This is a genomic window from Paenibacillus sp. L3-i20 (assembly GCF_022180385.2).
Lineage (GTDB): Bacteria > Bacillota > Bacilli > Paenibacillales > Paenibacillaceae > Pristimantibacillus.
Window position 1 is genome coordinate 1468331 of record NZ_BQME02000002.1, and the last position, 15517, is coordinate 1483847.

Annotated in this window: 11 protein-coding genes; 3 read left to right on the top strand and 8 right to left on the bottom strand. The window is 41.4% G+C overall.

Going from position 1 to position 15517, the window contains the following annotated elements:
* Positions 1-2 precede the first annotated feature (2 nt).
* Positions 3-227, top strand: coding sequence for a hypothetical protein (locus MFF31_RS20510; protein ID WP_375541339.1), 225 nt, complete (start codon positions 3-5; stop codon positions 225-227).
* Positions 202-654, top strand: a complete 453-nt coding sequence (locus tag MFF31_RS20515) for a spore germination protein GerPE (RefSeq protein WP_238190525.1) — start codon at positions 202-204, stop codon at positions 652-654. The genes MFF31_RS20510 and MFF31_RS20515 overlap by 26 nt, the downstream gene beginning before the upstream one ends.
* A 40-nt stretch (positions 655-694) precedes the next feature.
* On the opposite strand, the gene MFF31_RS20520 is transcribed toward MFF31_RS20515, so the two are convergent.
* From MFF31_RS20520 to glgB, 5 genes are read right to left on the bottom strand one after another with little or no spacing between them, the layout of a single operon-like run.
* Positions 695-2665 (bottom strand): glycoside hydrolase family 15 protein, encoded by a 1971-nt coding sequence (locus MFF31_RS20520; RefSeq protein WP_238190551.1) that lies wholly within the window; start codon positions 2663-2665, stop codon positions 695-697.
* Entirely contained in the window at positions 2647-4110 is a 1464-nt protein-coding gene (gene glgA, locus MFF31_RS20525) for a glycogen synthase GlgA (protein WP_238190553.1), read from the bottom strand. Before glgA ends, MFF31_RS20520 begins: the two co-directional genes overlap by 19 nt.
* Positions 4111-4165: 55 nt before the next feature.
* Positions 4166-5275, bottom strand: a complete 1110-nt coding sequence (gene glgD / locus MFF31_RS20530; RefSeq protein ID WP_238190555.1) for a glucose-1-phosphate adenylyltransferase subunit GlgD — start codon at positions 5273-5275, stop codon at positions 4166-4168.
* Positions 5272-6438 carry a glucose-1-phosphate adenylyltransferase gene (locus MFF31_RS20535; protein ID WP_238190556.1) on the bottom strand — a complete coding sequence of 389 codons (1167 nt, stop codon included), beginning with the start codon at positions 6436-6438 and terminating at the stop codon, positions 5272-5274. Before MFF31_RS20535 ends, glgD begins: the two co-directional genes overlap by 4 nt.
* 16 nt (positions 6439-6454) lie before the next feature.
* On the bottom strand, positions 6455-8362 hold the full coding sequence (gene glgB, locus MFF31_RS20540) for a 1,4-alpha-glucan branching protein GlgB (RefSeq protein WP_238190557.1): 1908 nt from the start codon (positions 8360-8362) through the stop codon (positions 6455-6457).
* A gap of 675 nt (positions 8363-9037) precedes the next feature.
* On the opposite strand from glgB, the gene MFF31_RS20545 reads away from it, so the two are divergent.
* Positions 9038-9931, top strand: coding sequence for a helix-turn-helix domain-containing protein (locus MFF31_RS20545; RefSeq protein ID WP_238190558.1), 894 nt, complete (start codon positions 9038-9040; stop codon positions 9929-9931).
* Between the two features lie 17 nt (positions 9932-9948).
* Here MFF31_RS20545 and helD read toward each other — a convergent pair whose 3' ends face one another.
* The 3 genes from helD to MFF31_RS20560 are packed head-to-tail and all read right to left on the bottom strand — an operon-like array spanning position 9949 to position 15408.
* On the bottom strand, positions 9949-12291 hold the full coding sequence (gene helD, locus MFF31_RS20550; protein WP_238190559.1) for an RNA polymerase recycling motor HelD: 2343 nt from the start codon (positions 12289-12291) through the stop codon (positions 9949-9951).
* Positions 12275-14629: a poly(ethylene terephthalate) hydrolase family protein gene (locus MFF31_RS20555; RefSeq protein WP_238190560.1), complete on the bottom strand. Its 2355-nt coding sequence runs from the start codon at positions 14627-14629 to the stop codon at positions 12275-12277. The genes helD and MFF31_RS20555 overlap by 17 nt, the downstream gene beginning before the upstream one ends.
* The gene (locus tag MFF31_RS20560) at positions 14617-15408 is read right to left on the bottom strand and encodes an ABC transporter ATP-binding protein (RefSeq protein ID WP_238190561.1); all 792 of its coding nucleotides are present in this window, start codon (positions 15406-15408) and stop codon (positions 14617-14619) included. Before MFF31_RS20560 ends, MFF31_RS20555 begins: the two co-directional genes overlap by 13 nt.
* Between the last annotated feature and the right edge of the window lie 109 nt (positions 15409-15517).

Here is a 15517-nt window from a genome sequence, read left to right on the forward strand (position 1 = left end):
TTATGGTGAAATTTACAGTAATCAATCATTGCCTCACTGTTGGTGAAATTGATATATTAGGCGTTTCGAGTGCGTCGATGCTGCAAGTTGGAGATACCGATCAAGTTGCGCTTTATTCAATGTTCGACACGCCGCCGGAGTCAGTTATTGTTGGACCGCTTGCTCCATTGCCAGAACCAAGAGATGGAAGAGACGCAATTGGTGAGTCAAACGTTCATGGTGAATAGTGACAGTGAACAATGCAACTGTGGTATTTTCCCTATTCGCACTTCTAAGGTTGGTATAATAAGCGTTATTAACGTGTCATCCTCCACAACCATCCAGTTTGGTGACCGAGGAGAAACAAACGCCAAACTACGAGCTCTTGCTGTTCAAAGATCAACTGATCATGCCTCTTCGGGTAAAGTTTATTTCGAATCCTATCGTATATTTGACCGCCCTCGTCCAGAGCTGAATGATCCTGTCTTCGAAGCTGGAGATGCGATCACCTTACATCGGATGAACTGCTCCCCAGCTATAGTCGTAGGCTGCATTCGAATAATTGCAATCGGTGCAGCCTCAAGCATACACATTGGCAACAGCATGCGTGTCATTCAGGACTCTAGAATTAAACATATACGGCAGTTCCCCATTGATCAGCCGCCGCCAACCTAACACAAAAAACCGACCGAAATTTTTTCGGTCGGTTTACTCATTACTGTTCCCTTAATTTAAGCGCTTTATATTTCGCTCCGTACCTGCAAACACTTTGCACAACTGTTGCATGTGACCAAGTCAACGGTGCGACCGACAAAGGTGAACCATCATATGGATTAAGCTGTTCTGGTAATAAGCCACTTTGTAGAGCATGCCTAGTAACCCATTCCAGCGTTCTTTTAGGTTCTTCTAGATCTTGCAGCGATTGTGCGGAGTCAATCTCGAAGTTAGCCACCCAAAGTGTACAAATAATCCATGGATTACCCGGTACTTTTTCAATATCACCCGATTGTTGGAAATAGTAGTCATTTGTATATCTTGCAATACCACCAATATCCGTTTTAATTTGAAGTCCTTCTTTAATTGACTTCATCGTTCTAATAACTCGATCGTCGTCCACAGGCAATACACCGAATTCAAAAATACCGAACACACTACTCTCAAGTGTCATATCTTTCACCCAACGATTTTCCTTTTGAACAAGCCCACGGGCAAATCGACCTGACTCCTCATCCCACAAATGAGTAATAATACCTTGTTTAATCGTTTGGGCTGTACTTTTGTAATGATCGCTCCGTTCATAATCACCGAATAGATCCGTAAAAAATGACGCTGCCATCAAACCACCATATACTGATGCCGCTGTATACGTCCATATACCATAGCGCTCCTCCCATAAATCATAGCTGGGCTTCGGCAATGAAAGTGAGGGCTCCATATACTGACTTAAGAAGGATGCACCTTTACGGATCAAATTGCTATAAAGCGATTGCGGCAATTCAATCACACCATGACGAGAGTAGTCCTTCCATAAAGCAAACAGCACAAGTGCCGTTTCATCTTCTTGAATAGGCAGTCTTCTGCTGCCTTGCACGATATAAGGATGCCAGCTCGAGCCTACCGTTCCATCTGGATTGTATTTGTGATACAAATACCCATCAGGAGACAGCGCTGTCGCGCAGAAATGAAAAAACGGCGCAATGACGCTTTGATATCCAGCCATCGACATCGCATCGGCAATCAATGCACCATCTCGGGGCCACATATAACTATAATGATCACGGTTGTACTGCAAAATATCGGTATCATTAGCTGCTAAGATAGCTCCGCGCTCATCCACTTGCGTTCGGACAAGCAACAGGCTTAATTTAAACAACTTCACAACTGACTGCGGCAAATCTCCCAAATCATCATCTGATCTGCGCAGCCAGTGATTCCAATAAACGACCATCCGACTTAGAAGCTTCTCAGGATGATTGTCATGAACATATTGGTTTAGCTCCTTCACTTCCTCAAGGTTACGACCAATAGACATCCAATAATATATCGTTTTCTCAGATTGACCCTCCACCCGCGTGCGGAAACTTATCGTGCTATCTACAGATCCCTGGGCAATCGTATTGCCCATTAATACACCATCCTCGGCGTCCCTCCATGTACCTTCGGCCGACTGAAACCTTTTGATTCCTGTAGAATATTGCATGATCCCGCCTTCATCAGAGAAGCCGTTAAACATAAAATAATTGGAACGTTTGTAATGATACAAGCTATGATTCTCAGGATAATATACGGCAGTATCTCCCACTTCGGAACCATCGATCATAAGATCCTGGTGGAAAAATAATCTGACATCCTTTGCCTGATCCGTTCGATTCCGCACTACGACACGTTTAATGTAAATACACTCTCTCTGATGTATACCATCGTTCATATACAATTCCACACCAAGTCGATGATGTCTTGCTACAATATTCGTGACCAGCGAATCCTCAATATAATCAAGTTCGAAGCTCCATTCCGGCTCATCAAGCCAGGAGAATACTCCTTCCACCCAAATACCTAATCGGCAATAATGCCCACCGACGTGATTCAACTGACCAACGTATGGATAATAAATATCACGAATGTAGCAGTGTTGATCCAGATTAAGCAGCATCTTTCCGTTGCCGATTACAAGATGACGGGCCATCTTTCGTTCTCCTTTCGGTGAGGGAGCAGTTGTGAATATACGTTCAAATAAGCTTTTGCCGACACATCCCAGCTATAGTCTCCACGTGAGACATTGTCCACGATCTGCTTCCACGTTTCCTCATCGTGATAACTAGTAATTGCACGTTTCACTGTATCCAAATAATCATGAGCATTATAATTAGAAAAGCTGAAGCCATTACCTTCCCCGGTATATTCGTTATATGCCTGAACCGTATCCTTTAGCCCTCCCGTCTCCCGAACGATAGGAACGGAGCGATACCTTAGCGCTATGAGCTGACTTAATCCGCAAGGCTCGAACTTTGACGGCATAACAAACATATCAGAGCCTGCATAGATTCTACGTGCCATTCGGTCACTATAGCCCCACCATACAACAACTTTGTCAGGATAACGTCTTGCAGCATCTGCGAAAAGCTCCTCATAACGCCATTCTCCCGCTCCAAGTACAACGAGCTGAACTTCTTCGTGTAGCAGATCATCGAGCGTTGCTGCTATAAGATCAATGCCCTTTTGCTCAACAAGTCTGGATACGATGCCTATAAGCGGAATGGTTGTTGATTGTGGCAGTCCGAGCTCCGTTTGTAGATCAATCTTATTTTTACGCTTACGTGAAAGTGAGTTCCGGTAAGGTGTATGAAGCGATAAGTCATTCATAGGATCATAAAGGTCTTCATCTATTCCGTTAACGATACCAACTAGATCACCGGCCCGATAACGCAGAAGGGAGTCTAAATTTTCACCATAATAAGGCGTTTGAATTTCTTGTGCATACGATTCGCTAACTGTTGTCAGCTTGTCCCCATACACTATTCCACCCTTCATACAACTTGCAGCACCGTAAAACTCAAGTTTTTCTGCTACAAATAGTTCATCTCCAGCTCCTGTCAACTCCTTCAACAAATCGATCCCGAAAATACCTTGATACTTTAAGTTGTGAATCGTAAAAACTGACTTTGTATATGCCCATGCAGGATCATACGCATATCTTGTTCGAAGTAAAAACGGTATTAGCCCCGTTTGCCAATCATGGCAATGCACAATGTCTGGATGAAAATCCATATAGCGAACAGCTTCCATAACAGCAAAGGAAAAGAAAACAAATCGTTCTGCATCGTCACCGTATCCGTACAGCCCTCTGCGCTTGAAGTACAGCTCATTGTCGATCAAATAATAAGTGACATCAGCAATTGTAGCCCTCAAAAGTCCGCAATATTGATTCCTCCAGCCAAAAGAAACTTGAAATTCGGCAATTCTCTCAAATTGGTTGATATATTCATCTGCTATTTCCTCATATTTAGGCAATACGACTCTAACGTCAGCTCCCCGTTTGTTCAATGCTTTCGGCAATGCTCCCGCTACATCCGCAAGACCGCCTGTTTTGGCAAGAGGCACTGCCTCTGAAGTGGCGAACAAAATCTTCATCTTCTCCCTTAACCCCCTTAAGAAGTTAAAGCGGCCTATGCGACCGCCTCAGCACTTAAATCAATTTTCTTTTGCCAGCCAAAAACGGAGAACTGCCTACTCCACGAATGTCACGAGCTTCTTCGACTCTCACATCTTTATCCAATATGCTGTAATGAACTTGACTATTTTCGCCGATTTGACCATTTTGCATAATGATACTATCCTTGACGATTGCACCTTTTTCAACCTGCACACCTCTAAACAGGATGCTGTTGATGACAGTACCTTCGATGCGACATCCGTTACCAATGAGCGAATTTCTCACCTTAGAACCAGATGAATACCTTGTTGGAGGTGCATCTTTAACTTTTGTATAAATAGGACCCGGCTGGAAAAACAATTCACGCCACACATTAGGTTTTAATAGATTCATATTATGTTCATAATAGCTTGCAAGCGTGTTAACGACGCCCAAATAACCTTCGTATTGATATCCGTATACATTCAGTTGATCAAGTCTAGAGAAAATAGCATGTTTATCGAGATGATCATGCCCCTGAGCAAGTGACGTTTCTACTAACTCCATTAAAAGCTCTTTGCGCATTACATACATCTCCATTGAAGTTGTATCGCTAAGCATACGACCGTAATGGTCCTGAATAGCTGTAATTCGGCCATCAATACCCATCTTCACTTTGCGAGCCTTCCCTGCTATTTGCTCACCTTGTTTACAAACAACTGTAATATCTGCACCCTTCTCCAGATGGAAGCCAATAACATCTTCAAAATCAATGTTGCAAACCATATGACTTCTGGAAATTACGACATATTCGAGCGAAGAACGTTTGAAATAATCTCTGTGCTGGTAGAAATGATAGAGATCGCCTCTGCTAATCTCTTGAATATCATCTGTAGCAGGCGGCAAAATAAATAATCCACTTTGGCGATGCTGTAAATCCCAATGTTTCCCTGATCCAAGATGATCCATTAGCGAACGATATTTTGTATGTGCAAATACAGCTACATTATTAATCCCTGAATTCACCATGCTGGACAAGACAAAATCAATTAAACGATATCTAGCGCCAAAAGGTACCGTAGCCAAGCAACGTCCTTGCGTCAATCTCTCCAGCTCATCGGTTTCATGAATAAGATTGATGACCCCTAATACTTTATGCTTCATGATTGTTCTACCTCCAGCAGTTGATGTTCGATAGAAACATATTGTTCCACCGCAACAACAGTAATAGCATCATCATTAGGATCACCAATCTTAACTCCCGCCTGCACAACAGCACCTTCGCCAATAATAGCTCTATGAATATGTGCTCCAGCACCTATCCGAACATTCGGCATAATAACAGACTCCGTAACTTGACTACCGATTTCTGCATGAACACCATAGAAAAGTACAGATCGGTCCACGAATCCTTCAAGCACACAGCCCTCTGTTACAAAAGAAGACGTAACCTCCGCTGTCTCTGAAGCATATTGTGCTGGACGATTCGGACTTACAGAAAAAATACGCCACTCAGGATCATACAAATCAAGAGATGGCTCATCTGCTATTAGATCCATATTTGCTTCCCATAGCGATTCTATCGTCCCGACATCTTTCCAATACCCTTTGAATGCATATGTATGTAAACGCAATCCATCACGCAGCATCGCTGGAATAACATCTTTACCGAAGTCATTGCTGGATGCTCGGTTGGACTCATCATAAATTAAATATTTTTGAAGTGCCTTCCAAGTGAAAATATAAACACCCATCGAAGCGAGGTTACTAGTTGGGTTTTTTGGTTTTTCTTCAAAAGCTAAAATACGATCCTCATCATCTACATGCATAACACCAAATCGACTTGCTTCTTTCCAATCAACTTGAATCCCTGCTATCGTGACATCCGCCTCGCAGCTTTTATGATGCTGCAGCATCAGATCATAGTCCATTTTATAAATATGGTCACCCGATATAACAAGCACGTATTCCGGATTATAACGCTCGATAAAAGCCATGTTCTGATAAATGGCATTTGCTGTTCCCTTGTACCACACTCCACCCCTTTGCTTTACATACGGCGGCAATATGGTCATCCCACCATCACGACGATCAAGACCCCAGGGACTGCCGATTCCTAAGTATCGATTAAGCTCTAGCGGTTGGTATTGCGTCAGTACACCTACGGTATCAATGCCTGAATGGGCGCAATTGCTGAGCGTGAAATCGATAATGCGATATTTCCCGCCGAAATATACTGCCGGTTTCGCTAAATCTTTTGTCAATACACCAAGTCGCTTTCCTTCGCCTCCTGCAAGCAGCATAGCGATCATTTCTTTTCGGCCCATGGACACCAACTCCTTCTTAAATTGTGTCCCCCATTTGTGGAATAAGCAGCAGAAATGTGAGTGGGGGTAAATGAATGGAAATACTTTGTTCGCGACCATGCCACATAATTTCTTCGCTAACGTAGCAGTCCCTGGCTTGTGTTACCCCTCCGCCAAATTGAACATCGTTGCTATGTATAAGTGAGCAATAATTGCCTGGCTCAGGAACACCAATACGGTAATCGTGATAGTCATTTCTGGAGAAGTTTGCAACGATGATGGAAATGCTTGAAAAGCCACAACGAATAAAGGATATGACTGATTGCTCCCAATTATGAACATCTATCCAATTAAAAGTTTCTGGATCACTGTCCCTCTCCCAAAGAGAAGGCAATGAGCGATAGGTTTGATTGAGGGTTTTTACGAAATGTTGCATCTTGCGGTGAGAGTCATATTGCAAAACCATCCAATCAAGCATGTCACCATCTTTCCACTCATCGAATTGCCCCCATTCGCTCCCCATAAACAGAAGCTTTTTGCCTGGATGCGTCATCCAATAACCGTACAATAGTTTGAGCTGTTCAAATTTCTCCTCATAGGAGCCTGGCATTTTGTTTAAAAGTGACTTCTTCCCATGTACAACTTCATCATGAGATAGTGGCAGAATATAGTTTTCTGAGAAAGCGTAGCACAAAGAGAATGTGATCAGATGATGATTATGAGGTCTTTCGCTAGGGTCCAGCTCCATGTAACGAAGCATGTCATTCATCCAGCCCATATTCCATTTGAAATTAAATCCAAGGCCTCCCATGTAGGTCGGTGAAGTAACAGCTGGCCATGCGGAGGAATCCTCTGCCAGCATGAGTGTTTCGGGAAAATAGTGAAATACAGTCTCGTTGAGTTTCTTGAGGAAGCGTAGAGCGTCTAGGTTGTCTCTACCGCCAAATTCGTTGTAGGTGTACATGTGGTGTGGTTTATCCATATGCAAGTTGAGCATATTGGCGACGGCGTCTACTCGTAATCCGTCAATATGATAGATGTCCATCCAAAAAATTGCGTTGGAAATGAGGAAGCTAACTACTTCTTTTCTAGAAAAATCGAAGGACAATGTCCCCCATTGCGGAAGTTCTGCACGATTATCATCCCAGCCCTCAAAAAGAGGTGTGCCGTCAAACAGTCGAAGTCCATGATTATCTTTGCAGAAATGACCGGGAACCCAGTCAAGTATAATACCAATATCATTTTGGTGGCAGCAGTCGATGAAATGCATCAGCCCGTTTGGTGTCCCATATCGGCTTGTGGCGCTATAGAAACCAGTGATCTGGTAACCCCATGATTGATCTAGAGGATGCTCCATAACAGGCATTAGCTCTATGTGTGTATAGCCCATATCCTTCACATAGGGAATGAGATCAGCAGCGAGCTCTTCGTAGGTATAAAACAACTCCTTGCCTTTGATCTTCCAAGATCCTGCATGAACCTCATAGATGAGAAGTGGATTCGTATACGGTTTATTTCGCTTTTTATGCTGCAACCAATCTTCATCGCCCCAAGTGAAGCTAGCTAATTTCGTAACGACAGACGCAGTCCCTGGCCTGAGCTCTGTGAGGAAAGCGAAGGGATCTGCTTTACGAATTGTTATACTATCACTTGTCGTTAACTCATACTTGTACAATTCACCTTCAAACAGTTCAGGAATAAAGAGTGTAAATATGCCAGTTGTTCCAATCCGAATCATACTGTGCAGATTTCCCTCCCAGTCATTGAACCCGCCAATTACGCGTACTTCAGATGCTTGAGGTGCCCATACAGTAAATCTCACACCTTCGATTCCATCCCAAACGATGGGATGGGCTCCCATAAATCGATAGCTATGATAAGAGGAACCTTGATTGAATAAGTACAGATCTTTCTCAGATAATCCATACAGCAACGTCTCAATCAATCGCAGCTTCACCTCCCAAAAAAAGTAATTACGCTTATTATACATACTTCTGTGAAAAAAAACAGTCCATTTTCATAGAACATCACTTGTCACAGTAGGTCTGTGTCATAATACCTCACGTTTCGACGTGATTTTCATCGCCCTATTTCATTAAACTAAACTCATAACTCGTTGAATATAGTAGTGTTTAGAGCAATAGCCTTTTGTTTTGGCGTTTTCTTCACATTTCACCCATTTGCAATTGACAGTTTTCTTAACACGTAAAGGTCTAACCACAAATGGATCGCCGTGCCGCAGCTTTCTTTGATGATGCATCGCACATAAACATTTGGCTTTGATAGGCTTTGAACAGCCTTCGATGCTGCAATAGTTCACTTGATGTTCCTCCCTGTTCAAATACATATCCAATAACAACATCCCTATGGAATGGCTCGCACTAATATTATCGGGAAATGGTCTAGTAATAAAGTTCTCTATGAGCCAATTAGGACGGGCAAAACGAGCTCAACACTCGTAATGCTACGTATAAGCCCACTTCATGCTATGAAGTTTAAAATATTAAAGAAACGACAAAAGAAGTGAAAAAACCCCATTTATTGTTTCTTGTTTAGGATAGCCCCTTATTCTATACTTTAGTTCTATCAAACGAGTGTTTAAAGTAAGAGGTGCCCTAATTTGTCGATCCATAAACAATTATTTCAATTACTTGATCAGCCTATGTTAATTTTGTCCCAGCAAGATGGTATCGTGAAGATCGAGGATGCTAACGAGGCGTACTCTCTATTAGTTGGGGAAACGATTGATAACATCAAATTAACAAAAAGCTCATTCATTACGGACAATTATTATATTGATTTGACTAGACGGCTAATTAAAAGTGAAGTTACTATAGCGACTAGATCAAGTGAAGCATTAACTGTTCGCATAGAACAAATACCTTTATCAAATGATCATAAAAGCAATAAGAAAAGAGCGTTTATAATCGTTCAGGATCTGACCGCAAATTTATGGATAAATAAGCAGCTTGAAAAGGGCAAAGTGATATTAGGCGGCATCATCGATAAACATCTACATATTCGATTCCTGCGAGATATGATGACGTCCTTGTTGCTAGAACCGGATCATTCTCCTAATGACATATCACTGTTGCAGTTTCTTGCAGAACACGAACGACAACATGTGTTGTCGATTATGGAGGCGATTTCAAATACTACACAAGAGCAGAACATCACTTTACACACGAGCAAGCTCAGTGGCGTACAGCTTGAGCTTGAGCTGACGATTACCCCCATATTGAACGGTTATAATCAAAGTAATGAGTTTGCTTTTGTCATTTGGGATTTGCGTCCAATAGATGCAGAAACAGATTCAGCAATGAAACTTAAAATTTGGATGGCTAAAAGAGACATATCTACTGGTCAACTATCAATAGCTACCGGAATTTCTCAACAAACGATATCAAAACTTCGCAATGGTAAAATTGAAAAGCCCCAAAGGCTAACAGCTGAGCTGATCGCCTCGGAGCTTCAAGTTGATGTCCATGACATATGGCCTGTTATACGCAAATAGAAACTTTTGATATTTCTTTATTGTAAAAAGGGTGTCAATTCACCCCGATAGAAAAGTTGCAGCTCATGCATGGCACGGGTACAAGCGGTGTAGAATAATTTTCTTTCGTTCTCTAGCGAATATACATCGCTTGATGCATTACAAATGATGACAGCATCAAACTCCACGCCTTTCGCCAAATAAGACGGTATGACGACAATTCCTTTCTGGAATGTTACCGTTTCTTTTTCAATAAGTTTTAGTTGCGGACAACTATCCGACAACTGTTCACTTACTTCTTTGCTCTCTGCAGCAGTTTTACAAATAAGCGCAACAGAATCGTATCCAGACTCTATCCATTCATTTAACTGCTTGCCAATTGTTGCGATCATTTCAGAGTCATTTTCAAACTTCACTATGACTGGCTCACTACCGTTGCGATTAAACGGCTGAATTTGATCTCCGCCAGATATTATGCTACTCGTAAACTCCACGATTTGACGAGTAGAACGATAACTCCGATGCAAAATAATTTGTTCCGTTTCTGTTGTATCATATAGCGTGGATAATGTATGGAAAATGTTCCCTGAACCCGCATGTGCAAAGATAGATTGATTATAATCACCTAGTACTGTCATTTTGCAATTAGGAAATATTTTTCTCAAATAATGATATTGGAACGCTGAGTAGTCTTGCGCTTCATCGATAAATACATGCTTAACCGTTGTATTCGTTTGGAACCCCTCAAGTTTCTCCCTCAAATACAAATATGGAGTAGCATCCTCATAGGGCATTACGCCCCCTTCCAAACTCGACAATGTTTGGCTTCCGATCGCATCCCAGTTGCTAGGAACTTTAATGGAATTCCTTGCTGCCTTCTGCAATAACGATTGAACTTCTTCACTTCCTTTAAACAGAGCTTTATAGATCGCTGGTACATTTAAGAACCTTCCTAACTTGACTCTTTTTCTAAGTATCTTAAACTTCTCCTGCACAATCTTATTCGCAAGAAATACATGTTCTGACTGGAAATCTTCAAATGACGTCTCCGTAAACTTATTATTTTGTCTAAGCTCTTGGTACGCCTCCGTATAGACATCCGCGTCAAGAAGTTCTATCTCCTCTTCCACCCACTGCTTCTTCACTTCAAGCTTTGCTAATCGCGTTAGCTCCTTAAGCAACCAATTCGTTACTGTTTTTAGCCGATTAGGGATGGAAACACTTCGATCCAAGGAGTAAAAGTGCTCGGCAATCGCATCTTTTCTTATTAATGCACGACCTCTAAACATGATCGAAGAAAAAAGGAGGCCGGATTGACCAAGTGCCGCAGTGTAAACGTCCATAAGCTCCATATAAGCCACTTCGGACTTGTATGAAATGCTATCTATTCTAGCTCTATAACCATCATCATTATAGGCTGTAAGAGTATATTCCATTTGTGTAAACGGATCTTCCAGCGCAAAGTCTTTACCTAATCGATGCTCCAAATACTGTTGGTACGTTGTTTGGCCCATATTTTGTTCGCCAAGTTCTGGAAGGACAGTTGAAATGTAACTATTGAACAATGGATTCGGCGAAAATAATACGATTTGATGTGCTTGAAGTGATCCCCGATGTCGGTATAACAAATACGCAACACGTTGTAGAGCTGCTGATGTTTTCCCACTGCCCGCCGCTCCCTGGACAATAAGCAACTTCGATTTTTCATTTCGGATAATCCGATTCTGCTCTTGCTGAATAGTAGCCACTATACTTTTCATCTGTGCGTCAGATTGCCTGCCAAGCACCTGCTGCAACAGTTCATCACCAATTGTTACGCCTGTATCGAACATGCTTTTAATTTGGCCATCTCGAATAATATATTGACGCTTTAATGTCATCTCACCACGAACATTCCCACCTGGTGTCTCATATTCAATTGGACCAGGACTAAAATCATAATAAAGGCTTGATACGGGAGCTCTCCAATCATAAATGAGATAATTTTCGCCAGTATCATCCAGCAAAGAACCAATTCCGAGATATACCGGTTCTATATCCCTATTCGAACTGCCATCTTCCTTAATATCGATTCTCCCGAAATAGGGCGATTGCTGTAATCTAAGCAACGTAGTAAGCTGTTGCTCCATGTGCCGGTAGCTTCTTTCCCTTTCGGACAAAATCTCTGCTTGTTGCTTCATACTTGCGAATGTTTCCGCTGCTTCGGCAGCATCTTCCAAGTTAACCGTTACATCGTCCCAAAAATTTTTGCGGACATCGACGATCTCACTTTTGGAGCCACTAATTTGATTTTGTAAATATAAAATTCGTTCTCTAATAACGTCACTTAACTGATCCACGCGCAGCTGCTCTTGCTGCCATTCATTAGTTGTATTCGACATAAGAACCTCCTTGTGGCATAAAACCGATATCATCGATCATTACTTTACCTAGATTATTTTTAAAACGAAACACAATCGATTTCATTTCTTGATCAGAATTGTTATCAGCTGTATCGACAGCATTTGAATCCCCTTCTTTAATGAAACTTTCAACCGGAATTATATAAGTATGCATTGCTGCCTCAGCAGCGTGTTTATATTTATTATCTTTCACATAATGCTCCAAAAATCCCATCGAAAGAAATGATGCATACATGGGAGATTGTACCGGCATAAAATCATTTAAGTTTAAGCTTGTTTCTTGTCCCGCATGATTAGTAATGACAATCTCTAATTCTGGCAAAGAGGGCAGCATCTGCAACTCTTTTGAAGGAGAATTTCCCACTTTTTCGGTATCTTTTGAATTTGTTTCTTCATTATAAGAAGCCAAAAGTTCCCACTCCATATTCGCGATAGAAAAAACTAAATTCCCTCCACTTAAATCACCAAGTCGATTATTTAATTCAGTAGTTAATTGGATCTCATATGTTGCCCCCGCTTTATCCCATTGCAGAACGACACCTTTAGTCCCTTTACTATTTCCATCCCGATCTAAAGCAGATACGATTTCATTTTTGAAAAAGCCTATTCCACTTGTTGTCGTTAACTTAGAATTACTGGATTCGAACCGATTAATCTCTTTAAATTCAGCTCCCTCATATTTGCCAACATATTTCGTATCGGGAAGCCATCCAGCACCACTTCTATAGTCCTGAAATAGAGCTTTGTATTCTGACTTATTATGGAGAGTAGCCTCTAAAAAAGCGGAAATATATACTTTCGCAATTTGACGCTGACTCTCAGGCTCAAGCATTCCTACATTATTTAGTAATATTCCACCTGGCAACCGTTCGTCCATTCTACCCCAGTCTGCATTAAACTGACTATGATTAGCATTGCCTATATAAAGCGATGCTTTAAACTTTTCTGATTGCTCACTGAACGTCGTCCTATTATATTGCCGATCTCCATAAAAAACATTAACATCAGCATCTCTTGCACCTTGAATCGTTAAATAATTTATATTGCTTAAGTTCGCTGATTTGTCATCCACCACTTTATCTGTTGGGGCTATTGCAACTACCGACTCAATATTCACCTCATCTAAACTAGCAAATGACTTATCTTCGGCAAACCAACGATTTTTGTCTGCTGCCATCGCAACAGCCTGCCCTCCTCTGGAATGACCAATTAAAGCAACTTTAGCCCAATCAACCCTTCCTTGAAGTGGATTATTCGCAATAAGACCGATATCCATGTTTTGAAAATGTTGTAAATGCTTCAGCATCAACCATGCTCTCATTTTCATATCATCATTCGGCAAACTTGACCAAACTGAAAAGTTGAAAAAATTAGCATCAACCGAAACAGCTATCATCCCTCGACTTGCAAGTAATTCCCCTAAATAACTATAGCCACCATCCGAGAAATATTCCATAAGATGATTGCCATGAACGATTAATACTAACGGGAATTCCCCTTCTCCAACTGGCATCCACACTCTGCCGTTGATGGGAATGGCCCGCTCATCGAATCCCCAAAATAGCTTTTTGAGCTTCGACCATTCTGTAATATATTTTGATGCATCTACTGATGTCGAAAGTACATCCGTCTCGTTACCGAATATAGAACGGTGCTTATCATTTCCGCTACCATAATTGAATGATTGAACCTTATAATCACCCTTAACGGAAGGATCTGAAGTCATTTCCTTTACGATTGTGGACGGTATCTTCACCTCATCAACGGAACGTGATGGTAGAGGTTCTGGTGTTGGCCATTCCGAGAAAACACTAAGCACACCGATAAATGCCGCTGTCATCCCAACAATCATTATTTTAGGGATCTGTCTCATCCTACTACTGATTAGTCCGGAAATCATAAAACCAAATAAAATTGCGCAGGTTGAATACAGCAAGCTGAGACATAATGACATTTCCACACCAAGTTCGGTTAAATACAAAATAATGTACATTTGAATAAAGATATAGGTCCATATCGCTAATAAACGACGTGGTAACGGCAAATAGAACATAGAAAAGAGATAAGCAAGACAATACGTTACAATTATCATTAAAGCTACATTCACTGATGATAGAAGAAGCATATCCAAAAAAGTTCCTAAACCTGTCGGAATACCGAAAATTGCAATAGCCATAGCGAGCATGCTGAATAAAGAAGCAGCACCAGCTGCCATACGAGTTACTTTGCCCTCACGATCATGCCTTACACGATATCGTCTGTGAAACCATAACTTAATCTGCTTAAGTCTTGATGTTTGTATGGTTACTTGTTCCATTCATCACCTTTGACCGTCAGCCAATATCTCTCGTCCTTCACTTCAATCTGTACCGGCACATCAAAAAAGCCGCTCATACGTTGCGATGTAAATAAATAATCTGTCCGATCTGCTCCATAGACCTCACCTTGCTTTAATAGCAACGCATTTTTGAAGCAGGGCAATATTTCTTCTATATGATGTGTCACATAAATGAGAGTAGGTGCACTTTCCTCGCTAGCAATAGATGATATCATTTGTAGTAATTGTTCTCTTGCGAATAAATCTAAACCAGTACATGGCTCATCCAAAATGAGTAGTTTTGGATCATTCATTAACGCTCTTGCGATTAGCACGCGTTGACGCTCACCTTGTGAAAGGGTATCGTATGTACGATTTTTCAGGCTACTACATCCAAAAGTTTCCATAAGCGCTTCAGCCCTGCTCCAATCAGCAGCATCATATGAATCATATATACCAATGGTGGCATGTTTGCCGCTTAATACAATGGGAAGTGCCCGTTCACTCCCATGCAGTCGTTGCTGCATCGACGTACTTACCCAGCCAATGCTTTTCCGTAAAATGCGTAAATCATATTCGCCAAATGTGTGTCCAAGCACATTGATATTACCCGTAGTCGGCCATATGTAGCCATTTATTAAATTCAGCAGCGTCGTTTTTCCAGAACCGTTTAGTCCTAATAAGCACCAGTGCTCCTTATTATGAACTGACCAATTGATATTGTTTATAATCGTTTGATCTCCACGTTCCCACGATACATTCGACATTTCAATAATCATGTTTTCCCTCCGGCATCATTATGGAATCACTCTATTGATAGTTGACCTACTATTCTATCATAAATGGAATCCAAAGTAACTGAAAGCAAAAACCCTCCCCTTGTCAGGG

Excerpts from the sequence above, each read along its gene's own strand:
- MFF31_RS20510 (WP_375541339.1), top strand. The coding sequence starts at position 3 with ATGGTGAAATTTACAGTAATCAATCATTGCCTCACTGTTGGTGAAATT.
- MFF31_RS20520 (WP_238190551.1), bottom strand. The coding sequence starts at position 2,665 with ATGGCCCGTCATCTTGTAATCGGCAACGGAAAGATGCTGCTTAATCTG.
- glgA (WP_238190553.1), bottom strand. The coding sequence starts at position 4,110 with ATGAAGATTTTGTTCGCCACTTCAGAGGCAGTGCCTCTTGCCAAAACA.
- glgD (WP_238190555.1), bottom strand. The coding sequence starts at position 5,275 with ATGAAGCATAAAGTATTAGGGGTCATCAATCTTATTCATGAAACCGAT.
- MFF31_RS20535 (WP_238190556.1), bottom strand. The coding sequence starts at position 6,438 with ATGGGCCGAAAAGAAATGATCGCTATGCTGCTTGCAGGAGGCGAAGGA.
- helD (WP_238190559.1), bottom strand. The coding sequence starts at position 12,291 with ATGTCGAATACAACTAATGAATGGCAGCAAGAGCAGCTGCGCGTGGAT.
- MFF31_RS20555 (WP_238190560.1), bottom strand. The coding sequence starts at position 14,629 with ATGGAACAAGTAACCATACAAACATCAAGACTTAAGCAGATTAAGTTA.
- MFF31_RS20560 (WP_238190561.1), bottom strand. The coding sequence starts at position 15,408 with ATGATTATTGAAATGTCGAATGTATCGTGGGAACGTGGAGATCAAACG.